This is a genomic window from Streptomyces sp. NPDC001137 (assembly GCF_040298885.1).
Classification (GTDB): domain Bacteria; phylum Actinomycetota; class Actinomycetes; order Streptomycetales; family Streptomycetaceae; genus Streptomyces.
In genome coordinates, this window is the sequence record NZ_JBEPBA010000018.1 from 107,625 (window position 1) to 131,656 (window position 24,032).

Annotated in this window: 25 protein-coding genes; 10 read left to right on the forward strand and 15 right to left on the reverse strand. The window is 71.1% G+C overall.

Going from position 1 to position 24,032, the window contains the following annotated elements; genetic code table 11:
* Positions 1 to 2: 2 nt before the first annotated feature.
* Entirely contained in the window at positions 3 to 1,847 is a 1,845-nt protein-coding gene (locus ABT254_RS30730; protein ID WP_351477027.1) for a ricin-type beta-trefoil lectin domain protein, read from the reverse strand.
* Between the two features lie 371 nt (positions 1,848 to 2,218).
* Positions 2,219 to 3,136: a helix-turn-helix domain-containing protein gene (locus ABT254_RS30735; RefSeq protein ID WP_351477030.1), complete on the reverse strand. Its 918-nt coding sequence runs from the start codon at positions 3,134 to 3,136 to the stop codon at positions 2,219 to 2,221.
* A gap of 64 nt (positions 3,137 to 3,200) precedes the next feature.
* Between ABT254_RS30735 and ABT254_RS30740 the strand changes: the two genes are divergently transcribed.
* Entirely contained in the window at positions 3,201 to 4,019 is an 819-nt protein-coding gene (locus ABT254_RS30740; RefSeq protein ID WP_351477033.1) for a phytanoyl-CoA dioxygenase family protein, read from the forward strand.
* Between the two features lie 17 nt (positions 4,020 to 4,036).
* Here ABT254_RS30740 and ABT254_RS30745 read toward each other — a convergent pair whose 3' ends face one another.
* Entirely contained in the window at positions 4,037 to 5,008 is a 972-nt protein-coding gene (locus ABT254_RS30745; protein ID WP_351477035.1) for an aldo/keto reductase, read from the reverse strand.
* 211 nt (positions 5,009 to 5,219) lie between these two features.
* On the opposite strand from ABT254_RS30745, the gene ABT254_RS30750 reads away from it, so the two are divergent.
* Complete coding sequence (locus ABT254_RS30750) at positions 5,220 to 6,083, forward strand: hypothetical protein (RefSeq protein ID WP_351477038.1); 864 nt, start codon at positions 5,220 to 5,222, stop codon at positions 6,081 to 6,083.
* 4 nt (positions 6,084 to 6,087) lie between these two features.
* On the opposite strand, the gene ABT254_RS30755 is transcribed toward ABT254_RS30750, so the two are convergent.
* Both ABT254_RS30755 and ABT254_RS30760 read right to left on the reverse strand, forming a co-directional pair.
* Positions 6,088 to 6,621, reverse strand: coding sequence for a flavoprotein (locus ABT254_RS30755; protein ID WP_351477040.1), 534 nt, complete (start codon positions 6,619 to 6,621; stop codon positions 6,088 to 6,090).
* 26 nt (positions 6,622 to 6,647) lie between these two features.
* Positions 6,648 to 7,109, reverse strand: coding sequence for a nuclear transport factor 2 family protein (locus tag ABT254_RS30760; protein ID WP_351477043.1), 462 nt, complete (start codon positions 7,107 to 7,109; stop codon positions 6,648 to 6,650).
* Positions 7,110 to 7,237: 128 nt separating this feature from the next.
* Between ABT254_RS30760 and ABT254_RS30765 the strand changes: the two genes are divergently transcribed.
* On the forward strand, positions 7,238 to 7,789 hold the full coding sequence (locus ABT254_RS30765; protein ID WP_351477046.1) for a TetR/AcrR family transcriptional regulator: 552 nt from the start codon (positions 7,238 to 7,240) through the stop codon (positions 7,787 to 7,789).
* Positions 7,790 to 7,828: 39 nt separating this feature from the next.
* Here ABT254_RS30765 and ABT254_RS30770 read toward each other — a convergent pair whose 3' ends face one another.
* Together ABT254_RS30770 and ABT254_RS30775 are read right to left on the reverse strand one after the other, a co-directional pair.
* Complete coding sequence (locus ABT254_RS30770; protein ID WP_344401312.1) at positions 7,829 to 8,035, reverse strand: ferredoxin; 207 nt, start codon at positions 8,033 to 8,035, stop codon at positions 7,829 to 7,831.
* 13 nt (positions 8,036 to 8,048) lie between these two features.
* Entirely contained in the window at positions 8,049 to 9,248 is a 1,200-nt protein-coding gene (locus tag ABT254_RS30775; RefSeq protein WP_351477049.1) for a cytochrome P450, read from the reverse strand.
* Here ABT254_RS30775 and ABT254_RS30780 point away from each other — a divergent pair.
* Together ABT254_RS30780 and ABT254_RS30785 are read left to right on the forward strand one after the other, a co-directional pair.
* A complete protein-coding gene (locus ABT254_RS30780) occupies positions 9,247 to 9,381 on the forward strand; it encodes a hypothetical protein (RefSeq protein WP_351477052.1) in 135 nt (44 codons plus the stop codon). The two genes, ABT254_RS30775 and ABT254_RS30780, sit on opposite strands and share 2 nt — an antisense overlap.
* 197 nt (positions 9,382 to 9,578) lie before the next feature.
* On the forward strand, positions 9,579 to 10,031 hold the full coding sequence (locus ABT254_RS30785; protein WP_351477055.1) for a nitroreductase family deazaflavin-dependent oxidoreductase: 453 nt from the start codon (positions 9,579 to 9,581) through the stop codon (positions 10,029 to 10,031).
* Positions 10,032 to 10,159: 128 nt separating this feature from the next.
* On the opposite strand, the gene ABT254_RS30790 is transcribed toward ABT254_RS30785, so the two are convergent.
* Complete coding sequence (locus ABT254_RS30790; RefSeq protein ID WP_351477058.1) at positions 10,160 to 11,137, reverse strand: cation diffusion facilitator family transporter; 978 nt, start codon at positions 11,135 to 11,137, stop codon at positions 10,160 to 10,162.
* Between the two features lie 133 nt (positions 11,138 to 11,270).
* Here ABT254_RS30790 and ABT254_RS30795 point away from each other — a divergent pair, with 133 nt between their 5' ends.
* A complete protein-coding gene (locus tag ABT254_RS30795) occupies positions 11,271 to 12,284 on the forward strand; it encodes a glutathione S-transferase family protein (protein WP_351477061.1) in 1,014 nt (337 codons plus the stop codon).
* Positions 12,285 to 12,302: 18 nt separating this feature from the next.
* Positions 12,303 to 12,611, forward strand: coding sequence for a DUF4235 domain-containing protein (locus ABT254_RS30800; protein ID WP_351477064.1), 309 nt, complete (start codon positions 12,303 to 12,305; stop codon positions 12,609 to 12,611).
* 160 nt (positions 12,612 to 12,771) lie between these two features.
* Here the strand turns inward: ABT254_RS30800 and ABT254_RS30805 are convergent, their stop codons facing one another.
* On the reverse strand, positions 12,772 to 13,164 hold the full coding sequence (locus ABT254_RS30805; protein ID WP_344401306.1) for a VOC family protein: 393 nt from the start codon (positions 13,162 to 13,164) through the stop codon (positions 12,772 to 12,774).
* Positions 13,165 to 13,242: 78 nt separating this feature from the next.
* Positions 13,243 to 13,986 carry a TetR/AcrR family transcriptional regulator gene (locus tag ABT254_RS30810; protein ID WP_351477067.1) on the reverse strand — a complete coding sequence of 248 codons (744 nt, stop codon included), beginning with the start codon at positions 13,984 to 13,986 and terminating at the stop codon, positions 13,243 to 13,245.
* A 124-nt stretch (positions 13,987 to 14,110) separates the two neighbouring features.
* On the opposite strand from ABT254_RS30810, the gene ABT254_RS30815 reads away from it, so the two are divergent.
* The 3 genes from ABT254_RS30815 to ABT254_RS30825 all read left to right on the forward strand — a co-directional run bounded on the left by ABT254_RS30815 (position 14,111) and on the right by ABT254_RS30825 (position 19,420).
* Positions 14,111 to 15,613: an APC family permease gene (locus ABT254_RS30815; RefSeq protein ID WP_351477070.1), complete on the forward strand. Its 1,503-nt coding sequence runs from the start codon at positions 14,111 to 14,113 to the stop codon at positions 15,611 to 15,613.
* Between the two features lie 19 nt (positions 15,614 to 15,632).
* Positions 15,633 to 17,267: an amidohydrolase gene (locus ABT254_RS30820; protein WP_351477073.1), complete on the forward strand. Its 1,635-nt coding sequence runs from the start codon at positions 15,633 to 15,635 to the stop codon at positions 17,265 to 17,267.
* A 422-nt stretch (positions 17,268 to 17,689) separates the two neighbouring features.
* Complete coding sequence (locus ABT254_RS30825; protein WP_351477076.1) at positions 17,690 to 19,420, forward strand: hypothetical protein; 1,731 nt, start codon at positions 17,690 to 17,692, stop codon at positions 19,418 to 19,420.
* 67 nt (positions 19,421 to 19,487) lie between these two features.
* Here ABT254_RS30825 and ABT254_RS30830 read toward each other — a convergent pair whose 3' ends face one another.
* Genes ABT254_RS30830 through ABT254_RS30850 form a run of 5 tightly spaced genes read right to left on the reverse strand, consistent with a single transcriptional unit; the run spans position 19,488 to position 23,838 of the window.
* Positions 19,488 to 20,735 (reverse strand): cytochrome P450, encoded by a 1,248-nt coding sequence (locus ABT254_RS30830; protein ID WP_351477078.1) that lies wholly within the window; start codon positions 20,733 to 20,735, stop codon positions 19,488 to 19,490.
* Positions 20,732 to 21,337 carry a GTP-binding protein gene (locus ABT254_RS30835; RefSeq protein WP_351477081.1) on the reverse strand — a complete coding sequence of 202 codons (606 nt, stop codon included), beginning with the start codon at positions 21,335 to 21,337 and terminating at the stop codon, positions 20,732 to 20,734. Before ABT254_RS30835 ends, ABT254_RS30830 begins: the two co-directional genes overlap by 4 nt.
* Positions 21,318 to 21,689 (reverse strand): DUF742 domain-containing protein, encoded by a 372-nt coding sequence (locus tag ABT254_RS30840; RefSeq protein WP_351477084.1) that lies wholly within the window; start codon positions 21,687 to 21,689, stop codon positions 21,318 to 21,320. The genes ABT254_RS30835 and ABT254_RS30840 overlap by 20 nt, the downstream gene beginning before the upstream one ends.
* Entirely contained in the window at positions 21,686 to 22,096 is a 411-nt protein-coding gene (locus ABT254_RS30845; RefSeq protein ID WP_099933429.1) for a roadblock/LC7 domain-containing protein, read from the reverse strand. Before ABT254_RS30845 ends, ABT254_RS30840 begins: the two co-directional genes overlap by 4 nt.
* A gap of 5 nt (positions 22,097 to 22,101) precedes the next feature.
* Positions 22,102 to 23,838 carry an ATP-binding protein gene (locus ABT254_RS30850; protein WP_351477087.1) on the reverse strand — a complete coding sequence of 579 codons (1,737 nt, stop codon included), beginning with the start codon at positions 23,836 to 23,838 and terminating at the stop codon, positions 22,102 to 22,104.
* Between the last annotated feature and the right edge of the window lie 194 nt (positions 23,839 to 24,032).

Genomic DNA, 24,032 nt, shown 5'->3' on the forward strand with positions numbered 1-24,032 from the left:
GGTCAGTGGTGGCCGCCACCGCCGTATCCACCACCGCCGTAGCCGGGGCCCGAGCCGTAGCCGCCCCATCCGCAGTAGGACGGGTTGTAGTAGCAGTACGGGTTCGAGGGGTAGGGGCTCGTCGGCGTCGGCCACGCGGTCGAGGGAGCCGCGGACGGCGTGGGGGTGGGGCTCGGTGTCCTCGCGGCCTTGGGGGTGGCCTTCGGGGTGGGCGAGGGGCTGTCGTCGGCGTCCCAGTTGACCACCTGCATCTGCAGGTCCGTCTTGGACGTGTCGAACGCCCAGCGCTGGACGGTGCCGTCGTCGCGGGTCTTGACGACCAGCGCGCCCGAACCGTCGGTGGCCGCGGGGGTCAGGGCGAGGTCCTGGTCCCAGCGCGGCACCAGGGTGCCCTGCAGGGTGAAGTCGTAGCGGATGTTCTTGGCACCCGGCTCGGAGGCGCCCGTGCACGGGGCCAGCTGCACCGAGTAGCCGAGGCGGGAGTCGAGGCAGAGGTCGGGGTCCGCGGCACTGCGCAGCCGGCCGTCGGTCTCGTACGTCCACTGCTGGACGGACGGCGAGGAGCAGTCGGCGAGTTCGGTCTCGGCTCCCTTGACGGCCTTCTTGCCCACGACGGCGACGCACAGCCCGGAGTCGGCGTTGTGCAGTTTGCCGCGCATGGTGCCCTGGGAGCCCGTGCTGGTGCCGACCCAGGAGGGGGCCGCGGACGGGGTGCCCGTGCCGCTGCCGGGGGTCTCGGAGGGGTGGTCGCCGTCGGCCGTGGTGGTGCCGTCGCCGGAGCCGAGCACGGACCACAGGACCAGCGGGAGGACGACCAGCCCGCTCACCGTCACGACGGCCGCGGCGAGATTGCGGCGGCGGGCGGCGGCGTGCCGGGCGGCCTTGTGCGCGGCGCGACGGGCGGCGGAGCGGCCCCCGGGACGGGGGCCGGTGCCCGGCGCGGGGTGGGTGGAGGCGAAGGGCTCGCCGGGGATCGGTGGGATCGGGACCTCGGGGGGCAGGGCGCCGGACTCCTCGGTCGGCGAGGCCAGCCGGGACTCCACATACGCCCGCGCACCCCAGCCGAGCACCGCCTCGGCCAGCGCGAGGCCGAGTCCCTGGTTGAACTGCGCCAGCTGATCGGCGGTGTGGCTGCAGTGCCTGCAGCCGGCCAGGTGGGTGTTCAGGTCGGGATCGATCTCGACCCCGCCGCGCCGGTAGGTCACGTCCAGCATCCGCAGATAGCGGCGGCACTCCTGCTCGGGGGCGAGTTCGCGGTGGACCTGGAGGCACTCCTCACGCAGCCGTTCACGGGCGCGCTCCAGTTCGACGGCGGCGTCCTGCTCCTCGATGCCCAACAGGCCGGCGGGTATCCCCAGCGCTTCCGCCTCGACCTCCACATGCCACAGCAGGCATCGGGCCGACTGGGGCAGCCGCTGGAAGGCCCCGGACAGCAGTCGGCGGTCGGACGGCGGCAGCAGGCGGGCCGCGACGCGGTCCCCGCCCTCGGAGGACAGCTCCGGGTGGAGGTGTTCGCGCCGGTGGTCGTTGTCCCACTCCGCGGCGATCCGGCGGACGGTGACGAGGAGTTGGGGCCGCCACGCGGAGGTCGGCCCGTTCTGCCGCAGGGTTTCGCCGAAGAGCCTCGTGAATGCGGCGGTCGTGAGCATTCCCGCCGAAGCGGCACCGTCGGTGCACAGCCGGGCATAGGCGAACGCCGCTTCCCAGTGCCGGTCGAGAAGTTCGCCAACGGGCTGCAGCGCGGGAGTCGTCCCCGTCCACTTCTTCAGTTCTGCGCTCAGCTGTTCGTCCGTCACGAAGAACCGGCGGTCGGGCGTGGGGGAATTCGACAGGCCCGCGTCTTTCACGGCTGCATTCCTCTCGGGGCATGCGTCATAAAGTCCATACCAACTGGTATAAGTACAGGATTCGGCAGCTCCAACGCCCACCTGGGGAAGCCCTTTTGGAGCGTAGGTCGAACGGGAGCGGCCTCGTGCACACAGCCGGAAAATATATTGTCCGTGCGCCGTCAGGCCCACCTTTGCACAGGTCAGGCAGCCCTAACAAGAGATCCAGCGGTTTTGTGCCCGCCGGGCCCGCCGACAGGATTTGACGAATGGTCAAGCCTGTCGGCGCGGCAATGGGAAACGGGATTCAGTTGGTCGGCGCGGGGGTCGCTCCGCAACCATTGAACAGGCGTTCCACCGCACATCCCACGGGCCGGACGGAGTGCTGCGGTTCACGTCTTAACCATTGAGCCGCCTCTCCGGTAGGCGCCGGGCGGCACTCCGTAGCGTGCGCGGAAGACCCGGTTGAAGTGGAACGGGCTGGCGAACCCCGAGGCCGCGGCCACCCGGTCCACGGACAGGTCGGTGCGCTCCAGGAGCCGGGCGGCATGCCGCAGCCGGGCCTCGCGCAGGGCCCGCATCGGGGACTGGCCCAGTTGCCGGGTGAACAGGTGGGCGAACCGGGAGGGCGACAGGGACACGCTTTCGGCGAGCGAGCGCACGGTGTGCGGGGCGCCCGGGTCGGCGGCGATCAGGGCCTCGGCGCGGCGCACCCGGCCGTCGACCCCGGGCGGCGGGGCCGGGGTGCGCGCGGTGGCGGCGGTGAGCAGGACGATCTCCTCCAGGGAGGACAGGGCGAGCTCCCGCGCCGCGGTGCCGTGCGCCACGGCGACCCGGTCGTCCGGCGCGGCGGCGGGCGGTGACTCGGTGCCGGTCCAGCGGGCGTCGGCGAGCATCCGGCGGAAGGCCGCGTCGACCCGCCCGTGCAGGGCGGCCGGGGTCGGGGTGACGACGAACAGTCCGTCACCGGCGTCGTACGGCCGCAGCCACGGCGCCCAGGACGTGCGTGCCTGGCAGTGCACCCACCAGAACTGCCAGTTGCGGGCGGCCGGTTCGACCGCGTACTCGTGCCCGACGCCCGGGGCGAGCACCACCAGGTCGCCCGCGCCGGCCCGTGCCTCGGCCCCGCCCTGGCGCAGCCGGCCCTGTCCGCCGGTGGTCCAGGTGAACAGCCAGCTGTCCGCGCCGCGCGGCCGGTTGACGCCGTAGCCCTCCGGCTGGTCGTAGCGGCCGACCACGACGAGGCCAGGCGGCGGGGCGGGGTCGCCGGGCGCAGCAGTCTCGGGCAATCCGTCAGCGTTCACGGGCATCCTCCTGACGCGCACGGCGACCTAGCGTGATGAGCCGAGGACACCCGACCGGAGGAGCGGACGTATGACAGCCATGGATATGGGCGCCACCGGCGCTTCCATCCTGACCCAGGACGGGCTGAGGCAGTTCCAGGAGGACGGGTTCACCGTCGTACGCGGACTCTTCGGACCCGACGAGATCGACCGGCTGTGTGCGGAGTTCGCGGCGCTGCACGCGGCCGGGCCGGTGCCCGGGCACTTCGAGCCGCGCGCCTCCGCGGATCCGCTGGCGGCCTACCCGAGGGTGATGCACCCGCACGAGATCAGCGAGACGGCGCTGCGGGTCCTGCTCGACGCCCGGTTGCGCGGGGCGCTGGAGGCGCTGCTCGGCGAGGAGGTCCTGGCCGCCCAGAGCATGTTCTACTTCAAGCCGCCGGGCGCGCGGGGGCAGGCGCTGCACCAGGACAACTTCTATCTGCGGGTGGAGCCGGGCACCTGTGTGGCGGCCTGGGTGGCCTGTGACGTCATCGGCCGGGACAACGGCGGCCTGGAGGTCGTCCCGGGCACGCACCGCATGGATCTGTTCTGTCCGGAGGAGGCGGACGCCGAGGTGTCGTTCGCACGGGAGTACGTCCCCCCGCCGCCGGGCCTCGCGACCGTGCCGGTCGACATGGCCCCGGGGGACGTCCTGTTCTTCAACGGCAGCCTGGTGCACGGCTCGCAGCCCAACGGGACCACCGACCGGTTCCGCCGGTCGTTCATCGGCCACTACGTGGGGCGCTCCGCGGAGCGCATCGGCCACTACTACCGCACCCTCACGATGGACGGCGAGCGCGTGGTCCTGGCGGAGAGCGAGGGCGCGGGCCCGTGCGGCACGGAGTTCGCACCGCACGGACCCCATTAGCCGCCTGCTGGCGGATATCAGCTGTGCCCGACGATGGGATGCGGGGAGTAAGGCGCCTCCAGCTCCTCGATCTCCTTGTCGCTGAGTTCGAGTTCGACGGCGGCCACGGCGTCCTCGATGTGGTGCGGCTTGGCGGCACCGACGATCGGGGCCGCCACCGTGTCCCGGTGCAGCAGCCAGGCCAGGGCGACCTGGGCGCGCGGGACGGCGCGGTCGTTCGCGATGCGGGTGACGGCCTCGACGACGGTGCGGTCGCCCTCCTGGTAGAGACGGCTGCCGAAGTTGTCGCCCGCGCTGCGCTCGGTCACCGTGCCCCAGTCGCGGGTGAGGCGGCCGCGGGCGAGCGGGCTCCAGGGCAGGACGCCGACGCCCTGGTCGGCGCAGAGCGGCAGCATCTCGCGCTCCTCCTCGCGGTAGAGGAGGTTGTAGTGGTTCTGCATGGACACGAACTTGGTCCAGCCGTGCCGCTCGGCGGTGTACTGCATCTTGGAGAACTGCCAGGCGAACATCGAACTCGCCCCGATGTAGCGCACCTTGCCCGCCTTCACCAGGTCGTGCAGGGCCTCCATCGTCTCCTCGACCGGGGTGTGCGGGTCGAAGCGGTGGATCTGGTACAGGTCGACATAGTCGGTGCCGAGCCGGCTCAGGCTGTGGTCGATCTCCGTCATGATCGCCTTGCGGGAGAGTCCACCGCCGTTGGGCCCGGGCCGCATCCGGCCGTGCACCTTCGTCGCCAGCACGATCTCGTCGCGGTCGGCGAAGTCGCGCAGCGCCTTGCCGACGATCTCCTCGCTGGTGCCGTCGGAGTAGACGTTCGCCGTGTCGAAGAAGTTGATCCCGGCCTCCAGCGCCTGCCGGATCAGCGGACGCGAGGCCTCCTCGTCGAGCGTCCACTCGTGCACACCGCGGTCGGGCAGGCCGTAGGTCATACAGCCGAGACAGACCCGCGACACGTCCAGGCCCGTCGAACCGAGCTTCACGTACTGCATCGTTGCTGCTCCTGCCTTCGGGAGGGGTACGAAGGGGAGCGTACGACTTCGGCCGCAGTCCACACAGCGCGCCCCTGGAGGCCGGGGCACCGGCCATTGCTGCCCGCAGGTGACCGACCGGCGTGGGAGCCGCCTCGCGGTCGGCGCGCTCACGCATCCTCGGCGCAGGTGACCGGCGCCCGGCCGGTCCTGGCCCTGCGGGAGGAACCCGATGCCGACACGCCCCACGAAGAAGAAGCCGAAGCTCCTGATCGGAACGGCGGCGCAGACCCTCGCCCTGCCCCTCATGCTGGTCCCGCCCGCGTGGAGCAGTCCGAGTCCGCCGCCGGAACCCGCGACGCTGTGCGCACCCGCGGGGGTCCTGCGGGGCGCGAACGGGCAGCGTGCCGTGGTCAGTCTGTGCGCGGGCAGCGGCACCCCGACGATGGCGGTGTCGGCCCCGGCGACCTGCAGCGGTCCGGGAGAGGACGACGACGACCGCGCCTGTCTGACCTCGGGCACCTGGACCGCGCGCAAGGGCGGCGTGACGGCCGCCTCGGGGAAACTCCCCGGAGGCGGCGAGTATCCCGGCCCGGGGACGTACGACGTGACGGCCGACGTCCGCGTGAAGTCGTCGCCCGCCGGACTGAACCTGCACGGCACCGTCCACGCCACATTGAGCCTGACCGCGCCCAAGCCGCCGGCCACGCACCGCATCGAGGTCGACCGGGCCACGCTGCAGCGCGGCGCGGCGACCACGCTGACGTACCGGATCTTCCGCGACAGCGAACAGGGGGACGGCAGCGCGCGGTTCGGGCTGATCGGGGAGGAGAGTTCGGGGGTGCGGCTGTCCACGTCGGACGCCCGTTGCGTCAACCCGCTGACCGGCCGCTATCCCGCGACCACCAGGAACGCGTACGCCCTCGACTGCGCCCTGACGGACCTGCAGCCGGGACATCCGGCCACGGTCGTGGTCCGCGCCTCGGTCGGGTCCGCCTGCTCGACGGTCGTCTCCAAGCTGGGCTACTGGATGCCGCAGGGCCAGGCGCTGTACACCGGCGGCATGCTGGCGGGACCGACGGTCCGCTGCGCCTGACCCGTCACCGCCGTTCGATCAGGTCGAGCGCCCGCGCCCAGCCGAACTCCGGTCGCGAGCCGTCCTCTTCCGGCTCGCCGGAGTACGGCTCGCCGAACCGGACGCCCATCCCGCGCAGCCGTACCAGGCTGTCCCGGTAGGCGGGGTGGGCGGCCAGCGCGTCGGCGACGCACGGGAGTACGGCGACCGGGACGCCCAGGCCGTAGGCCTCGCACAGCGTGGCCACCGCGAGGGTGTCGGCGAGCCCGGCCGCCCACTTGTTGACGGTGTTGAAGGTGGCGGGCGCGACCACGACGGCGTCCGGCGGCGGGAAGGGGCGCGGGTCGCCGGGAGTGCGCCAGGCGGAGCGTATGGGGCGGCCGGTCTGCGCCTCGACGGCGGCGGTGTCGAAGAAGCCGTTCATGGCGACCGGTGTGGCGATCACGCCGACCTCCCAGTCCCGCTCCTGGGCTGCGGTGATCAGCTTGCTGACGTCCGCGGCGATCCCGGCGGCGCACACGACGACGTAGAGGAAGGGCTTCTCGGCCTGTTCGGTCATCCGCGCAACCCTACTCACCGGGCACGCTAGGCGAGCGGGAAGGACCGTCCCCGTTCGGCCTCGGGTCGCGGGCCGTGGATGCGGCGCTGCTTCTCCTCGATGGGCACGTCGTTGATGGAGGCCTCACGCCGGGCCATCAGGCCGTGCTCGTCGAACTCCCACAGTTCGTTGCCGTAGGAGCGCCACCACTGTCCGTCGGCGTCGCGGGACTCGTACTGGAAGCGGACCGCGATGCGGTTGCCGTCGAAGGCCCACAGGTCCTTGCGCAGCGCGTAGTCCAGCTCGCGCTCCCACTTCGCGGTCAGGAGTTCGACGATCTCGGCCCGTCCGGTGACGAAGGTGTCGCGGTTGCGCCACACCGAGTCCTCCGAGTAGGCGAGCGCCACCTTGTGCGGGTCGCGGGTGTTCCAGGCGTCCTCGGCGGCCTGGACCTTCTGCGCGGCCGTTTCGCGGGTGAAGGGGGGCAGGGGTGGGCGGTCGGCGGCCATGAGTTCCTCCTCGACGGGCGGACAGCAGCGGAGAACGAGCGTTCTCCGCCGGGCTGCTACCGTAGGAGAACGCTCGTTCTCGCGTCAAGCGAGCACGTCAAGGGGAGGTCGTACGCCGCATGGCCGTCATGGACAGTGCAGTCGCCCGGGAGCAGGCGCTGGACGCCGCCGAGGAGCTGTTCTACGGACGGGGCATCCAGTCCGTCGGCATGGACGACATCCGCGGCGCATCGGGCGTCTCGCTCAAGCGGCTCTACCAGCTGTTCCCGGCGAAGGAGCAGCTGGTGGAGGCGTATCTGGAGCGGCGCGACATGCGCTGGCGGGGCCGGCTCGCCGAGTTCGTCCAGCGGCGGGAGGGCCCCGAGGAGCGGATCCTGGCGGTCTTCGACTGGCTGGAGCTGTGGTTCGGCGAAGACGGCTTCCGGGGGTGTGCGTGGATCAATTCCTACGGTGAGCTGGGCGCCTCGTCGGCCCGGGTGGCGGCCCAGGTGCGGGCGCACAAGAGGGCGTTCCGGGAGTATCTCGCCGGGCTCGTGGCGGACGCGGGGCTGCCCGGCGCCCTGGCCGGGCAGCTGTTCCTGCTGGCCGAGGGCGCCATGGTCACCGCCGGGATCGCACAGAGCACGGAGCCCGCCCGCGAGGCACGCGAGGCGGCACGGCTGCTGCTGCGGGCGGGCTGAGCCCCGGCCCCGGTCCGAGCGGGACTCGGACCCTGGCTCTCAGCCCCCGGACACGGTGATCGCGCCGACCGGGCAGGCCCGGGCCGCTTCCCGCACCATCGGGTCGCCGCCGCCGTCCTCCCGGCCCGGCAGCAGCGTGCTGAATCCGTCGTCGTCCTGGGTGAAGACGCCCGGGGCGGCCAGGGCGCACTGGCCCGCGCCGATACAGACGTCCTTGTCGATCTCGATGTGCGTGTCGGTGTGCATGGCCTTGAGCCTCTTACCAGGTCACGGGGAGTTCCAGCATCCCCTGGATCGTGTCGCCGGGCTTGAAGGGGATCTCTTCGGCGGGGGCTGCGAGGCGGAGCGTGGGCAGCCGCTCGAAGAGGGTGTGCAGGGCGATCTCCAGCTCGGCCCGGGCCAGGTTCTGGCCCAGGCACTGGTGGATACCGAAGCCGAACGCGACGTGGTGGCGGGCGGAGCGGTGCCAGTCGAGGGTGTCGGGGGCGGGGTAGACGTCCTCGTCACGGTTGATGACCGAGGTGGCGAACACCACGCCGTCGCCCGCCCGGATCGTCGTGCCGCCGGCCTCGATGTCCTCGGTGGCCCTGCGCAGCAGGCCGTCCGCGATCGACAGCATGCGCATCAGCTCCTCGACGGCACCGGGCACGAGCTCCGCGTTGGCGCGCAACTCGGCCAGGCGCTCCGGGTGCTGGAGGAGGGTGAAGGTGCCCAGGGAGATCATGTTGGCGGTCGTCTCGTGGCCGGCGACCAGCAGGATGGTCGCGAACGAGATGACCTCCTGGCGGTCCAGCACTCCCTCGCGCAGCTGCTGGTGGACGAGTTCGTCCAGCACTCCCTCGCCGGGCTCCGGCTGCTTCAGCTTGCTGTCGATCAACTCCTCGAAGTACGCGTCCAGTTGGTCGCGTGCGTCCTGCACGTCGTCGACCGTGGGGCCGCGCAGGAGCCGCCGCGACTGCCCCTCGAAGAACTCGTGGTCGGCATAGGGGACGCCGAGCAGCGCGCAGATCACCATCGACGGCACGGGCAGCGCGAAGGCGTTCACCAGCTCGGCGGGCGGCCCCTGCGCGATCATCGCGTCCAGCCGCTCGCCGACGATCCGCTGGATCCGCGGCCGCAGTTCGACAGCGCGCCGGAGGGTGAAGCTGGGCACCATCATCCGCCGCTGCGTGCGGTGTTTCGGGTCGTCGACGCCAAGGAGGGCGACCCTCCGGTTCTTCACCGCGGCGAACCGCTCGGTGGGCGCCGGGAAGTCGGGATGGGTGCGGTCGGTCGAAAGGCGCTGGTCGGAGAGCAGCTCACGGGCGAGGGCGTGCCCGGTGACGAGCCAGGCCGGACGGCCGTCGTAGAGCGTGATCCTGCTCAGCGGGCGGGTGGCGCGCAGGGAGTCGTAGGCGGTGGGCGGGTGGTAGGGGCAGGTCCGGTCCTGGGGGAACGCGACGGGTTCCGTTTCCGTCATGGAAGACCTCGCAGACGAAGAGTGCGTCGTGCAGATCTTCATTAGATGCCCGGGGCATCTATGGGACGACGTGAAGTTCGGCCAGATCGGTGGCGCGGGCATTCTGGCCGGGGATGCTCGCTCCTGCTTCTGAATCGGGCCGAAGCGGCGGTGGACGCCTCCGCAATCCGGCCATGGCCGCAGCCGCTGCGTCGCCGGCCGGCCACGGATCCGCCGCCGGGTGGCGTGATCACGACGCCGGAGGGCAGTGCGGTATGGATGAATCCTGCCTGCACCGGTGTTGTAGGACGGTGCCAGTCAGCCGCAGTTCTCGACGATGGGACGGATGACATGCCTCTTGAGGGCCAGTACGAACCCAGCCCGGCGCAGTGGGTGCGCGACCAGGTGGAGCTGTACGAGAGCTCCGGCGGCACGAAGGGGACGACGCTCCTCGACACCGGCCTGCCCGTCGTCCTGGTCACGACCCGGGGTGCGAAGAGCGGCAAGCTCCGCAAGACGCCTCTGATGCGCGTCGAGCACGAGGGCCGCTACGCCCTGGTCGCCTCGCAGGGCGGAGCGCCCAAGCACCCGGTCTGGTACCACAACCTCAAGGCGGATCCCCGTGTGGAGCTCCAGGACGGGCCGGCGAAGCAGGACATGACGGCCCGCGAGGTCACCGGCGCGGAGAAGGCCGAGTGGTGGGAGCGTGCCGTGGCGGCGTATCCGCCGTATGCCGACTACCAGAAGAAGACGGACCGGGAGATCCCGGTGTTCGTGCTGGAGCCGACCGACGGAGGGCACTGATCCCGGCCGGGTGGTTCGGCGGCCCCTGAACCGGGCAATGCGCCGGCCTCCCCACCGGCCGCCGAACCCGGCCGGAAAAAATCTTCGTTCGAGGACGCATGAACCGGGTGCCGCCGGGCACGCGTGCGTCAGGCCCCGCCGCGTTCCCCCGTCGCGGCGGGGCTTTCTCGTGCCTCATGGGCCGGCCGGTCGGTGATGTCGAGGAAGATCTCGGCGGCCTCGGGCACGGTCCTCGCGACGGACCGCTTGATCCGCATGCTGACCTCCTCGACCTGCTCGCTGTCCAGGCCGGGCACCAGGTCGACGCGGGCGGCCACGAGGGCCGTGTCCAGGCCCGTCTTCATCGTGAACAGTGCCTCCACGCTGTCGATCTCGGGCTGCGCCTGAAGCAGGGACTGGATGCGCGCCGCCGTGCGAGGGTCGGCGGACTCCCCGATCAGCTGGTCGCGGGCCTCGCGGCCCAGGTGGTAGGCGACGAAGACCAGCAGCGCGCCGATCGCGAACGAGGCGGACGCCTCCCACACCACCTGCCCGGTGACCATGTGCAGCGCCATGCCCGCGGCGGCAAGGGTCACGCCGAGCACCGCGGTGCCGTCCTCGGCGACCACGGTGCGCAGCGCCGGGTCGCGCATGCCCTGTGTGCCGCCCTGGCGGCGCACCTGGTGCAGGGCCCGCAGCAGTGAGACGCCCTCGGCGAGGAAGGCGACGCCCAGCACGATCAGGCCCGCGACATAGCCGCTCAGTTTTTCCTCGGCGCCGTTCTTGAGGGCCTCGGCGCCCTGGAAGAAGGAGAAGCAGCCGCCCATGACGAAGATCCCGACGGCTGCCAGGAGCGACCAGAAGAACCGCTCCTTGCCATAGCCGAAGGGGTGCCGTTTGTCGGCCGGTCGGCGGCTGCGGCGCAACGCGGCCAGCAGAAAGACCTCGTTGAAACTGTCGGCCATCGAGTGCGCCGCCTCCGACAGCAGCGCCGGTGATCCGGCCAGCAGTCCGCCGGCGGCCTTGGCCGCCGCGATCAGAAGGTTGGCGGCGAGCGCCACCAGCACGGTGACGCGTGTCCTGCGGTCCGCCTTGTCGTCCGAGGATGTCGAGGATGTCCCGCTCACCTCCGCCGACTGCCCCTCTGAGGGCGGCTCACACCGGGCGGGCGAAATTGGGGGGAATCGAAGGAATGCGGGGAACCCGGTCATCGAACAGGGGGAACCGGTCCTCAGGGGACACGCGACACAGGGAGGAATCATGGGCGGCGGGGGCAACAGCAGCTACGGGCAGAGGACGTTCAAGCGGTCCAAGAGCCATTTCACGGACCGGATCACGGCGGACGGCCGGGACGGGTGGCCGGTCGAGGCGGGCCGTTACCGGCTGGTGGCCAGCCGTGCCTGCCCGTGGGCGAGCCGGGCGCTGATCTCGCGCCGGCTGCTCGGCCTCGAGGACGCCCTGTCCCTGGGCATCGCCGACCCGATCCAGGACGACCGCAGCTGGCGGTTCAGCCTGGACCCGGACGGCCGCGACCCGGTCCTCGGCATCCGCTTCCTCAGCGAGGCCTACGACCGGCGGGAGACCGACTACCCGGGCGGCGTGAGCGTGCCCGCGATCGTCGACATACCCAGCGGGAAGCTGGTGACCAACGACTACCAGCAGCTCACCCTGGACCTGGCCACCGAGTGGCGGGCCCTGCACCGCGACGGGGCACCCGACCTGTACCCGTACGCCCTGCGCGACGAGATCGACTCGGTGATGGCGGACGTCTACGAGGACGTCAACAACGGTGTGTACCGGGCGGGTTTCGCCACGGACCAGGAGGAGTACGAGGCCGCGTGCGCCGGTGTCTTCCGGCGGCTGGAGCTGCTGACGCCGCGGCTGGCCGGGCAGCGCTATCTGGTCGGCGACACGATCACCGAGGCGGACATCCGGCTGTTCACCACCCTGGTCCGTTTCGACGCCGTCTACCACGGCCACTTCAAGTGCAACCGTTTCAAGCTCACGGAGAATCCGGTCCTGTGGGCGTACGCTCGCGACCTCTACCAGACGCCCGGCTTCGGTGACACCGTCGACTTCGACCACATCAAACGGCACTACTACCAGGTGCACACCGGCATCAACCCGACCCGGATCGTGCCCCTCGGGCCGGACCTGTCGGGGTGGCTGACGCCTCATCACCGCGAGGAGCTGGGCGGCCGGCCGTTCGGTGACGGGACGCCGCCGGGGCCCGTCCCGGTGGGTGAGCGGGTCGCCGCGCCGGGCCGGCCCTGACCGACGAAGGAGACAGACGTGGCGAAGACAAAGAAGAGGAAGCTGAAGCTGCCGCTCGCCTACAAACCCCTGGGGTTCGCCCTGGGCTGGGCCAGCGGGGCGATCGCCTCGCTCGCCTTCCGCAAGACGTGGATGGCGCTGCGGCACGAGGAGGACGCACCGGACGCCCTGGACCGGGACCGCGGCTGGGGAGAGATCCTGCTCGCCGCGGCGGTCCAGGGCGCCCTGTTCGCCGTGGTGCGCAGTGCGGTCGACCGCACCGGGGCGAAGGCCATCGAACGCTCTACCGGCGTCTGGCCGGCCGACGACCAGGGCGGCCGGGACTAGGCGCTCCGCGCCATGAGCGGCGATGTGGTGTCGATCGTCTGCGGCGTCGTCGTAGCCGGCCGCGCCCCTGCGGCAGAGCCGCACATCGACATGGCCCCGCGCCCCTTCAGGGCGCGGGGAACCGCAGCGGAGCTGATCCGCCGGCCGGAGCCTGAATGTCTCAGCCCTGCTTGGGCGCCGTCGGTGTGGTGCGGCGCAGAGTGAAGGAGTGGCCTGCCGGGTCCGCGTAGCCGCGTTCCTCGAAGGGGCCGGACGCGTCCTTGGTGTCCAGGGGGCGCCCGCCCAGTTCGATCACCTTGCGCTCCACCGCGTCCAGGTCCTCCACCATGAAGTCCAGATGGACCTGGAGGGAGTTCTCGGGGCGCGGCCAGCTCGGCGGCGTCGCGTTCACGTCGCGGCGGAAGGCCAGCCGGGTGCCGTCGGCGCCCCTGATCTCCACGCGGTTGGCGGTCGCGTCCGTCTCCTCGGCCGCCAGCAGCTCCTTGTAGAACACGGCGAGCTTCTCGGGCTCGAGGCAGTCGAGCACCAGATAACCCGCTTCCACCAGTGGCATGTCTCCTCCGAACGGTCCGGGGCGCGGGACTTCGTGCCCCGCGGCCCTGTACCTCACGGATATCCCGGTCCGGCGGATTCAGTCGGCGGCAGGCCGCTCGCCCGCCCCGCCGGGGTCTGCCCGGATCTCCGCCAGCCGTGCCGCCGCAGCGCTCAACAGCAGGTCCAGGGCGGCCGGATAGGAGCTGCGGGGCATGTCGGCCACGAGGTGGCGGGCCGTCGCGGCGATGTGCGGGTGCGTGTCGGCGGGCAGTCGTGCGTAGGTGGCCCGCCACACCCCCGCCGCCGCCTCCTGAGCGGCCTTCGGCAGCGCCGTGCTCGCCGAGTCGAGCGCCCCGAAGGCGAGCGACTGGTCGACGAAGGCGTGGTAGATGCGCACCGCGTCCGGGTCGGGGAAGCCGGCGTCGCGCAGCACGCCGAGGATGGTCTCGACGGCCTGGATCTCATGCGCCCGCCCGGTCACCCGGTACGAGCTCAGGACGGCCGCCCGCGGATGGGCGAGGGCGCCCGCGTGCATGCGCAGGCCGAGGTCGCGCAGGTCGGCGCGCCAGTCGCCGGTGGGCCGCCAGCTGCGCAGGGTACGGCCGATGAGTTCGTCGGCGATGGCGAGCATCAGGTCGTCGGTGTGCCGGAAGTAGCGGTACAGCGAGCTCGGGTCGGCGCCGAGGGCGCGGCCGAGGCGGCGGACGGAGAGGGCCTCAGCACCGTGTTCCTCGATCAGCCTGAGGGCCGTGGCGACGATCAGTTCCTCGGAGAGGACGACGCCCTGCTTGGTGGGCCGTCTGCGCTGCCGGGCGGTGGGCGGGACGACGCGCTCGCTCATGGGCTGCCTCCTGGGGCCGGTGCCCGCACCTTATGACAACACCGTTGACCTGTTAAGTCCCCGGGCAGTTTCATGTGCGTTCACCGGGGCCGCCCAGGCCCCCAGGTGCGAGCGGAGACCGGCCATGTCCGACCAGCCCTTCGGTGCAGCCCCACCCGCGCGGCCCGCGCTGCGCAAGTCCCTCGGCGTGCTCGACGGCATCGCCATCGCCGCGTCCAGCACGGCCGCCACCACCAGCATCGGGATCGGCCTGGGTGTCACGGCCGGCGTGGTCGGCCTGCATCTCCCGGCGATCATGCTGCTGGCGTTCCTGCCGGTCCTCGGCATCGCGGGCGCCTTCTCCCGGCTGAACCGGGTGGAGCCGAACGCGGGCAACGGCTATGTCTGGGTGGGCCGTTCGCTCAGCCCGTGGCTGGGCTTCATGGTCGGCTGGGTGAACATCGTGGCCACGCTGGCGTTCCTCGCGTACACCACCGCGGTGACCGGGTCGGCGCTGATCCAGCTCGCCGGGGAGGCCGGGCTGCACCGGCTGTCCGGGCTCGCCCTGGATCCGGGTTCGACGGTGCAGACAACCGCGGTCGGCATCGTGGTCCTGGTCGCGGTCACGCTCACCGCGGTCACCGGCATCCGGACCGCGGCGCGGCTGCAGACCGGGCTGCTGGTCTTCGAGTACGTCGTCCTGCTCGGGTTCTGCGGTTACGGCATCGTCCACGGGCCGCACGCCTTCAGCCTGAGCTGGTTCGACCCGTTCGCCATCCCGTCGGCCTCGGCGCTCGCCCAGGGACTGCTGCTGTCGGTGTTCTGCTACTGGGGCTTCGAGGCCGCGTTCAGCGTGAACGAGGAGGTGCGCGACCCGCGCGACGCCTCCCGCGCCGGGATCATCACCCTGGTCACCATGCTGACGCTCTTCCTGATCGGTTCAGTGGCTTTCCAACGGGTGCTGTCCGAGCCCGAGTTGGCCGGGCACGGCGCCCAGGGACTGGCGTTCTTCGGGGACCGGCTGGCCTCCCAGCCGCTGGCCGCGCTCCCTCTGGTGGCGCTGATGTTCTCGGCGGTCGCCTCGCTGCAGGCCGGTGTGATTCCGACGGCCCGGGCGATGTTCGCGATGAGCCGGGACCGTACGCTCGGGCCGGTGTGGTCCAAGGTCAGCTCCCGGTACGGGACTCCGGCCGCCGGGACGCTGCTGATCGGCGCGCTCGCCACCGCGATCGCGGCCCTCGCCCTGGTCATTCCGCGGCTCGCGGACATGATCATGGCGACGGTGAGCGCGGTGGGCATCGTGGTCGCCCTCTCGTACGCGCTCACGGCCCTCGCGGCGGCCGCGCGCTTCCGCTCGCTGCTGCGCGAGGACTGGCGCCAGGGCGTACGGGCGGTCGTGCTGCCCGCGCTGAGCGCCGTGGCGCTGCTCGGACTCGGCGGCTACCTCGGCTGGTCCTTCTACTCCTCCACCGACCATCTGGAACTCCGCGCGGACAACGGCTGGTTCCTGCTCCTGACTCCCCTGGCGATGATCACGTCTGGTTTCGTGGCCGCCGCCTGGGCCAAGTGGGTGCGCAGGTCGCCGTACTTCCGCACGGGCGACGGCACGGACGCCGAGGCGCCGCAGCTGCTCGCCACCCCCAACTGACCCCCACCAGGAACGGAACATGCACGCAGACCTTCTCTTCACCGGCGGCCCGGTCCTCACCCCCGAGGGCCGTACCGCCACCGCCGTGGCCGTCACCGGCGACCGCATCACCGCCGTAGGACACGACGAGGTCCGCGATCTCGCCGGGCCGCGGACCGAAGTGGTCGACCTGGCCGGGCGGTTGCTGCTGCCGGGCTTCCAGGACGCGCACGTCCATCCGGTCCCGGCCGGACTGGAGCTGAGCCAGTGCGATCTGACCGGGGCCCGGACGGCGCACGAGACGCTCGCCGCGGTCCGCGCGTACGCCGACGCGCACCCCGGGCGGGAGTGGATCCTCGGCGGCGGCTGGTCCATGGAGGCCTTCGAGGGCGGTACGCCGACGAAGCAGCTCCTGGACGCCGTCGTCCCCGACCGCCCGGTCTATCTGCCCAACCGTGACCATCACGGCGCATGGGTCAACAGCCGCGCCCTGGAGTTGGCGGGCATCGGCCGCGACACTCCGGACCCGGCCGACGGGCGCATCGAGCGGGACGCGGCGGGCCAGCCGAGCGGCACCCTCCAGGAGGGGGCGATGCAGCTCGTCGGGCGGCTCACTCCCCCGGCCACCGCGGCCGACCGGCTGGCGGCGCTGCTGCACGCGCAGCGCCATCTGCACGCGCTCGGCATCACAGCCTGGCAGGACGCGCTGGTCGGGGACTTCCTCGGTATGGACGACCCCTCGGGGGCGTATCTGGCAGCGGCGCGGGACGGTTCGCTGACCGCGCGTGTGGTGGGCGCGCTGTGGTGGGACCGCGAGCGCGGGGCCGAGCAGATCCCCGAACTCGTCGAGAAACGCGCCGCGTTGAGCCAGGGCCGGTTCCGGGCCGGCGCCGTGAAGCTGATGCTGGACGGGGTCGCCGAGAACGGCACGGCCGCGCTGCTCGACCCCTATCTGGACAAGTGCGGATGCGCCACCGCCAATCGCGGCAAGAGCTTCATCGACCGCGGCCGACTTCCCAAGTACGTGACCGAGTTGGATGCCCTGGGCTTCCAGTGCCACTTCCACGCGCTGGGCGACCGGGCCGTACGCGACGCCCTGGACGCCGTCGAGGCGGCGCGCACGGCGAACGGACCGAGCGACACCCGGCCGCATCTGGCGCACCTTCAGGTCGTGCATCCCGACGACGTGGCGCGCTTCGCCCGGCTCGACGCGACGGCGAACATCCAGCCGTTGTGGGCCGCGCACGAACCGCAGATGGACCAGCTGACCATTCCCTTCCTGGGGGCCGAACGGGCCGCGTGGCAGTACCCGTTCGGTGCGCTGCTGCGCTCCGGGGCCCGGCTCGCGGCGGGCAGCGACTGGCCTGTCAGCAGCCCCGACCCGCTCCAGGGGATCCATGTCGCGGTCAACCGTGTGACACCCGACGGCGACGGCGCCCCGGTGTTCCTGCCCGGTGAACGCATCGGTCTCGCCGAGGCGTTGACCGCGTACACCGCGGGATCGGCTCATGTGAACCATCTCGACGACACCGGCCGGATCCGGGTCGGCGCCCTGGCCGATCTGGTGGTCCTGGACCGCGACCCGTTCGACGGGCCGGCCGAGGAGATCGCGCGGACGAGTGTGGCGCGGACCTATGTGGGAGGGGAGGCAGTGTACGCAGCTCATGAGGCATAAGCAGTAACGCACATCACGGTGAGGTCACGCGTAGATCATTTACGCTCTGGGCAGCCTCGTAACGCTTCTCGGTTCAACTTTCGGCCATAGAAGCTCAGTTCGAGGGCACGGGTGGCCATTTCGGCCACCCGTTCGCAGGGCCGGGGGGACTCTGCCTCGCCGTCTCCCGGAAGGAAGCGCATGCCTCAGGACGTCACGTTCGACCTCCCCTTCGACACCCCCATCAGCAGACACCAGGGGATTCTCGGGCCTTCCCCAAGCTGTCGCGCACCCCGGATCCGGCGGTTGCGCCTCTCCTGACAGGCCGCACAGGCGGCCTGTCAGGCCGTCGCGGAAGGCACAGAAAACTCTCGGACACGAACGGCCGACCACCATGGCCGATCGGTTCATTTGTCATGTCCACAGCTTGATGGGAGACCGGTGTGAAATCTCGAGTCGCAGGTACTGTTCCGCAGGCGTCCGCCGACAGCCTGATCCCGGCGCAGCCGAGCGCCCCGCTCCAGCCCGCCGAGGCGGCGAACGCCCTGGCCCGCCTTCTGGAAAAACGCATCAAGGGGAGCACGGAGGAGAACCGAAGCAGCCAGAACGCCGCTCGGCAGCGTCTGGACGCACTCATATCCCCCCGCCCCAGTACGACGCTGCACGTGGCGGGAGCGATCCATCTGCCGCGGCCCGCGTTCCTCCCTCCCGACGAGGAGGGCCAGGCCAGGTTGCGGCATCTCGACGCCGGACTGCGCGTGATAGAAGCGGCCTTCCCCCAGGTCGGCACCGATATCGAGCTCTGCCGACTGACCTGCACGATGCTGGAAGGGGCATGGCGTAGCCGAGCCCTCACCCCGCCGCGCGAACAGGAGCAGACCACCGACTGCGCCTGCCCGCTGTGCCGTCGGCTGCCCACACCACCCGCGCGCACGCTGGACGACTACGGCTGGCGGCAGAGCGCCGGTCGTCCCCTCACCACCAAGACCTGGCCGTACCGCGAGGAATTCGACAGCGTCCTCACCGGTGGCTGGTCCGTGGTTCGGTTGATGAACGACCTTGAACGAGACCTTGGTTTCCGCGACCGCTTCGAGGACGACATCCTCGTCTTCCACGAATACAAGCGTGTGATCGAAACCATCGACACCGCGCAGGTGACCCAGGTCGTCGAAGGTCGCCTGGCCGAGAGTTTCAGCACCAACAGCGCACGCGCCCTGGTCTGCGGGCTCTACGCGGCCCACAAGCGTTCCGCCGACGAGTACTGGCTACAGCAGCACCACGCGGGCAGCGTCACGCTCCCTCAGACCAACCCGCTGAGCCAGAGCACCTACTCGGTCCTGCAGATGCTGGACTGCCTGTTCTGGCACGTCTCACCCGACACCGAACTCTGGCAGGAAGAACACCTCGCCTCCCTGCTGCTGTGCCGCGTCATCGACGACATGGCCGACGTACGCGTCGATTCCCTCACCGGCGAGATCAGCAACTTCTGGCTGGCCGACATACCCACCCACACCAAAGCCCTCTACGCCGCCTGCACCATCGCCCTCATCAAGTACGGCTGCACGCCCGAGGCGCACTCCTCGATGTGGAACACCTGGCTGATGCCCAGCACCATCGTCTGGATGGGGCTCACGGGCCGCCACGCCCTGTGGTTCGACGGCATCACCCAGGGCCTCCCGCCGGCCGAGGACTGCCCGCTCTGCGACCTGCAGCCCAACGCGTGCAGCGGCATCCTCACCCACGGCACCGACCTCACCATCGCCCCGCGGCCCACCGCACCGGCGCTGAGCCCCAGGGCCGCGGAGCTGTCCGCACGCTGCCGGGTCCAGTCCCCCCGGACCTGGGCCCTCTTCGACGCCGAGCTCCATGCCTTCGAGGCACTGCACGGCCCCTGGCAGGGCCACATCGACAGGACATGGGAGATCCTGCGCCGCACCTACATCACGGCCGTTGAGGCATCCATGGCCGCAGCGTCCCCGGACCGCGCCCGTGAGGTCCAGGAGGAGGCCGGCGTCGTCGGGAGCGAGTACTTCTTCACGATGTTCGACCCGCAGACGGGTAGGGAGGACACCGCACTGCTGGCCTACATGTTCGGCTGCGCCCACCCGCATTTCATCTGGAACGCCACCGGACACCGTCCCACGAGCGTCACAGGCGACTGGCTCGACGGCTGAGGGACGACCTCCGACCCCGTGTGACGACGCTGCTGCCCGGCCGCAAACCGACCGGGCGGCAGCGCGCTCACACCGGGAACTCGACCGGCAGTCTGTCCAGCCGGGACTCCCAGGTGGAGGCGGTCGAGGTGAGCTCGTCCGCCTCCACTGCCAGCCGCAGGCCCGGCAGCCGGTGCAACAGGACGTCCACCGCGATCTCGATCATGGACTGCCCCATACTCTGCCCGGGGCACTCGTGAGGGCCCGAACCGAACGCCAGGTGCGCCTGGTTGCCCGCCACCGAGACATGCGGGTCGGGCCGGATCTCGGGGTCGAAGTTGCCGGGGGCGAGACCGAGAACGAGCAGGTCGCCCCCCTCAATGCGATGCCCGCCCAGTTCGACGTCCCCGGCGGCGAAGCGCCCCGGCAGCACGGACAGCGGCGGAGAGTTCCACATGGCCTCCTCCATCACCGCCGAGATGTTCAGCTGACCGCCGATCAGCCCGGAGAGCCGGGAGGCGTCGGTCAGGACCAGCCCCAGCACCCGGGCCAGCAGGTTGGTCGTGACCTGCGCGGCGATCATCACCACGCGCAGGTGGTGGACGACCTCCTCGTGGTCGAGAGCCGCGTGATGCTCCAGCAGATCGGTGGCGAGGTCGGAGCCGGGTTCGTGCCGTCTGCGCTCGACGAGTTCACCGAGGATCTCTCTGATCATGCCGTCGTGCACCACGGCTTCCTCGCCGCCCTTGAGCACCTGGGCGCAGGACTCGACCAGCCGGCGCCCCTGCGCCTCGGCGAGACCCAGAACGCGGCTCATCACGAGCATCGGCACATAGTCGGCGTAGTCCGCCACCAGATCGGCGCGGCCCTCGGCCGCGAACCCGTCGATCTGCTTGTTGGCGAAGTGCGTGGCGTGGCGCCGGATACCGCGGACGACGGCGGCCTGCAACACGTCCTTGACGGCGCCGCGCAGCCTCCGGTGCGGTTCGCCGTCCTGGGACACGCAGTCAGGACGCCAGGCGAGCATCGGAATCAGCGCAGAGGTCTCGGCGATCCGTCCCTCCTGCCAGTCCCGCCAGGTCCGCGCGTCCCGGGGGAACTGGCTGGGATTGTCGAGAACCCGCCGGCTCTCCCGGTAGCCCAGCACCAGCCAGGCCGGAACGTCACCCTCCAGCAGCACCGGCGCGACGGAGCCGTGCTCCTTGCGCAGCCGCTCGTAGATGGCCTGCGGGTCAGTGGCCGCTTCCGGGCCGTACAGCCGCGCGAGTTCCGCCCCGCTGTGCGCGACGGGGCACCCGCGGGGCGCGTCGGGGCCGTTTAAATTCTGGGCGTTCATCGGGACTCCAGTGCGACGGCGGAGCGGTCCTTCAGGTGGCGTATCAACGTGACGAGCACGTCACGGCTGGAGGCACGGTCGCGGGCGTCGCAGGCCACGACCGGGATGCTGTCGGGGATGTCGAGGGCGTCGCGGATCTCCTCGACCGGATAGTCCTTGGAGTCGGGGAAGACGTTCAGGGCGACGACGAAGGGGACGTTCTGCCGCTCCATCTCCTCGATGGCCCGGAAGCTGGAGGCCAGGCGCCGCGTGTCGACCAGGACGACCGCGCCGAGCGCGCCCTTGAACAGGCCGTTCCACAGGAACCAGAAGCGCTCCTGGCCGGGGGTGCCGAACAGGTACAGCATCAGGCTGTCGTTGAGGCTGATCTTGCCGAAGTCCAGGCTGACGGTGGTCTCCGTCTTGTCGGCGACGCCGATGAGATGGTCGACGTCGGCACTTGCCTGGGTGAGCGTCTCCTCGGTGGTCAGCGGCTTGATGTCGCTGACCGAGCGGACCATGGTGGTCTTCCCGGTGCCGAAGCCGCCGGCGATCATCACCTTCACCGAGCGGGTGCCGCCGGCTGCCGGGCGGCCGGGGTGATCAAAGCCGTTCAAGTCCACTGAGTACCTCCTCAAGGAGCGCGAGGTCGGGCCCGCGACCGGCACTGTGCGCCGGGATGGGGTCACGGGCTTCGACGTGGCCTGCCTCGAGCAGATCCGCCAGCAGCACCGCAAGAATGTTGAAGGGCAGTCCCAGATGGGCGCCGAGTTCGGCCACCGACAGCGGATCGCGGCAGCGCCGGAGGATGTCCTCGTGTTCGTGCTGCATACCCGGTGCGGGGGCGGCCAGGGAGACGATGAGGGTCGCCACGTCGAGACTCGACGCCGAACCGCCCGGTCCGCTGCGCCCCCCGGTGAGGACGTAGTAGCGCTCGAGACCGGACGGGTCCGTGGGCCTGCGGGGAGCACTCATCCAGAGTGCTCCTCCAGGCGCGGAGTGGTGCCGAGGAGCTCGCCCATCCTCCGGGCCAGGTCCCTCATCTGGTGTCCGAGCAGCCCCTGGTCGAGGCCTTCGCGGGCCAGGACCCCGAGATATGTCTCCACACCGGCCCGTACGACGAAGAGGTGCCCCCCGTCGACCTCGATCATGGCCAGCCGCAGCTGCCCCGCGTACCTGGGGAACTGCTCGGCGACCGGCTGGGCCAGGGCCTGCAGGCCGGCCACCACGGCCGCGAACCGGTCCACGTCGTCGGGGTCTTCGGCTCCGAAGGAGGTGATGGCCTTGCCGTCACTGGAAGCCACGAGCGCGAAGCGGATCTCCGGGATGGACTCCACCAGATCGCGGAGCGCCCAGCTCACGTCGGTTCCCTGTTGCGTCATGTGGACTAGTCGCTCTCTTCAGTGCGGTGCTCGGTGGACCGGCGCCCGAAAGACGTCGTGTCCTCCGTGGTGGACTCCTCGTCTGCCTCGCGGCCGGCGGTGGCAAAGGCAGCCAGGCCGGTGAACGAGGCGTCCGGCGGGACGGCGGAGACCGTGGTCTCCTCGGTGCGCTCGGCCGGCTGGGGCCGCGCCGTGCCCTCCCCCTCGTGCCGTTTGCTGCGGCGTCGGGGCAGTCCGCCGGGAGTGGTCTCCACCGCCTCGGAAGGCTCGGCCACCGGCTGGGCGGACGCCGCCGCCGACACCGTCGCGGTCGCAGCGGGCTGGGCCGCCGAGGCCGTCGTCGTGGTCGTGGCGGTCGGCGCAGCGGCCGCGGGAAGCGGGCTGAAGTACTTGTGCGGGACCACGACCACCACCGAAGTGCCGAGCCAGGGCGAGTCCGCGAAGGTGACGCGGATGCCGTAGCGGCGAGCGAGGGCGCCCACCACCCGCAGACCGATGTTGGCGTCCTCGGAGATTCCGCCGATGCCGGGTCCGGCCGCGGTGCCGGTGAGGGCCTCCTCGGCCTCGCGCTTCTTCTCCTCGCTCAGGCCCTTGCCGGAGTCCTGGATCTCGATGCCGACGCCGTTGGGCACCTCCTTGCCGGAGACGAGCACGGGCTCGCTGGGCGGCGAGTAGCGGGCCGCGTTGTCCAGCAGCTGGGCGAAGATCAGCGTCAGGTGGTCCACCAGACCGCCGTCGACGCCGAGTTCGGGCAGATGACGGACCTCGACGCGGTGGAAGTCCTTGATCCGGCCGATACCGCCGCGCACCACGCTGAGCAGGCGCTGCGGCTCCTGCCACTGCCGGCCCGGTCGGTCCGAGCCGCCGAGCACGCCGATGCTCGCGGCGAGGGAGTCGGCGGGGCCGAGTTCCTGGTCCAGCTCCATCAGACCGCGGGCGACGGCCGGCAGCCGGCCGTGCTCGCCCTGCATCTCGTGCAGCCGGCCGCGGAGCTTGCTGGTCAGCACATGGATGCGGTTGCCGATGCTGATCACGGCCTGTTCGGCGGTGGTGGAGCGGTTGAACTCCTCCTCCACGCCGATCAGGGCGGTGCGCAGCACCTTGCGCAGCTCGGCCTGCAGATCGGCGCTGACCTTGGCGCACTGGCTCGCCTCGGGCAGCAGGTCGTCAACGGCCTCACCGGCGCGCAGCTGCTTCAGCGCCTCGGGCAGCTGCTCGTTGGCGAGCCGGGCCACCGCGTCGTGCTGGTGGGCGAGCTGCTCCTGCCAGACCTCGGCCTGGTCGGCGAGCTGGGCCTCGTACGACTTGGCCTGGTCGGCGAGGCGCCCCTCGAAGGCCCGTGCCTGTTCGGTGAGTTGGGCCTCGTACGTCGAGCTCTGTTCCGCCAGCCGCGCCTCGTAGGCGCCGGACTGGTCGTTCAGCTGGGCCTCCAGCAGGCCGCGCTCGGCGGCGTACTTCCGCTCCAGGCCCGCGACATGCTGCTGCCACTGCTGCGAGTGCTCGGCCTGCGTGGCGCGGAAGGAGCCCTCGGTGGCGCTCAGCTGCGTGCGGGTGCGGATCAGCAGCCGGACGCACACGGCGCTCGCGGCGGTGGCCGCGACACCCGCGACACCGGCGGCTATTCGCTCGGAGCTCATGAACGTGGCGGCAACCGTCCCGCCTCCTAAAGCCAGCGGCATCAACCACCAGCTGTACCAGGCGACAGGGGCCCGCGCCGCCGGCGGCGGAGTGGCGAGTTCCATCTGCATCCTTACAAGCAACACGAACGAACAGGGGGGTGTGCCAAGGGGGAGCGCACTGGTGCATGAAACACCACGGGACGACCGATCGCGATCGGGTCAACTCGCAGCGCCGCACAGGAGCTTATCGGGTTTGAACCCGAAAGGATCAACCTCGAACAGTCGGCGGAAGTGAGGGTTCCATCACTCTCAGCCAG

Bases quoted from the DNA above. Each gene is read 5' to 3' on its own strand.
- ABT254_RS30735 (WP_351477030.1), bottom strand. From the start codon at position 3,136: ATGCCCGTGAACGCTGACGGATTGCCCGAGACTGCTGCGCCCGGCGAC.
- ABT254_RS30740 (WP_351477033.1), top strand. From the start codon at position 3,201: ATGACAGCCATGGATATGGGCGCCACCGGCGCTTCCATCCTGACCCAG.
- ABT254_RS30745 (WP_351477035.1), bottom strand. From the start codon at position 5,008: ATGCAGTACGTGAAGCTCGGTTCGACGGGCCTGGACGTGTCGCGGGTC.
- ABT254_RS30750 (WP_351477038.1), top strand. From the start codon at position 5,220: ATGCCGACACGCCCCACGAAGAAGAAGCCGAAGCTCCTGATCGGAACG.
- ABT254_RS30755 (WP_351477040.1), bottom strand. From the start codon at position 6,621: ATGACCGAACAGGCCGAGAAGCCCTTCCTCTACGTCGTCGTGTGCGCC.
- ABT254_RS30760 (WP_351477043.1), bottom strand. From the start codon at position 7,109: ATGGCCGCCGACCGCCCACCCCTGCCCCCCTTCACCCGCGAAACGGCC.
- ABT254_RS30765 (WP_351477046.1), top strand. From the start codon at position 7,238: ATGGACAGTGCAGTCGCCCGGGAGCAGGCGCTGGACGCCGCCGAGGAG.
- ABT254_RS30770 (WP_344401312.1), bottom strand. From the start codon at position 8,035: ATGCACACCGACACGCACATCGAGATCGACAAGGACGTCTGTATCGGC.
- ABT254_RS30780 (WP_351477052.1), top strand. From the start codon at position 9,247: ATGGAAGACCTCGCAGACGAAGAGTGCGTCGTGCAGATCTTCATTAGA.
- ABT254_RS30775 (WP_351477049.1), bottom strand. From the start codon at position 9,248: ATGACGGAAACGGAACCCGTCGCGTTCCCCCAGGACCGGACCTGCCCC.
- ABT254_RS30785 (WP_351477055.1), top strand. From the start codon at position 9,579: ATGCCTCTTGAGGGCCAGTACGAACCCAGCCCGGCGCAGTGGGTGCGC.
- ABT254_RS30795 (WP_351477061.1), top strand. From the start codon at position 11,271: ATGGGCGGCGGGGGCAACAGCAGCTACGGGCAGAGGACGTTCAAGCGG.
- ABT254_RS30805 (WP_344401306.1), bottom strand. From the start codon at position 13,164: ATGCCACTGGTGGAAGCGGGTTATCTGGTGCTCGACTGCCTCGAGCCC.
- ABT254_RS30810 (WP_351477067.1), bottom strand. From the start codon at position 13,986: ATGAGCGAGCGCGTCGTCCCGCCCACCGCCCGGCAGCGCAGACGGCCC.
- ABT254_RS30815 (WP_351477070.1), top strand. From the start codon at position 14,111: ATGTCCGACCAGCCCTTCGGTGCAGCCCCACCCGCGCGGCCCGCGCTG.
- ABT254_RS30820 (WP_351477073.1), top strand. From the start codon at position 15,633: ATGCACGCAGACCTTCTCTTCACCGGCGGCCCGGTCCTCACCCCCGAG.
- ABT254_RS30830 (WP_351477078.1), bottom strand. From the start codon at position 20,735: ATGAACGCCCAGAATTTAAACGGCCCCGACGCGCCCCGCGGGTGCCCC.
- ABT254_RS30840 (WP_351477084.1), bottom strand. From the start codon at position 21,689: ATGAGTGCTCCCCGCAGGCCCACGGACCCGTCCGGTCTCGAGCGCTAC.
- ABT254_RS30845 (WP_099933429.1), bottom strand. From the start codon at position 22,096: ATGACGCAACAGGGAACCGACGTGAGCTGGGCGCTCCGCGATCTGGTG.
- ABT254_RS30850 (WP_351477087.1), bottom strand. From the start codon at position 23,838: ATGGAACTCGCCACTCCGCCGCCGGCGGCGCGGGCCCCTGTCGCCTGG.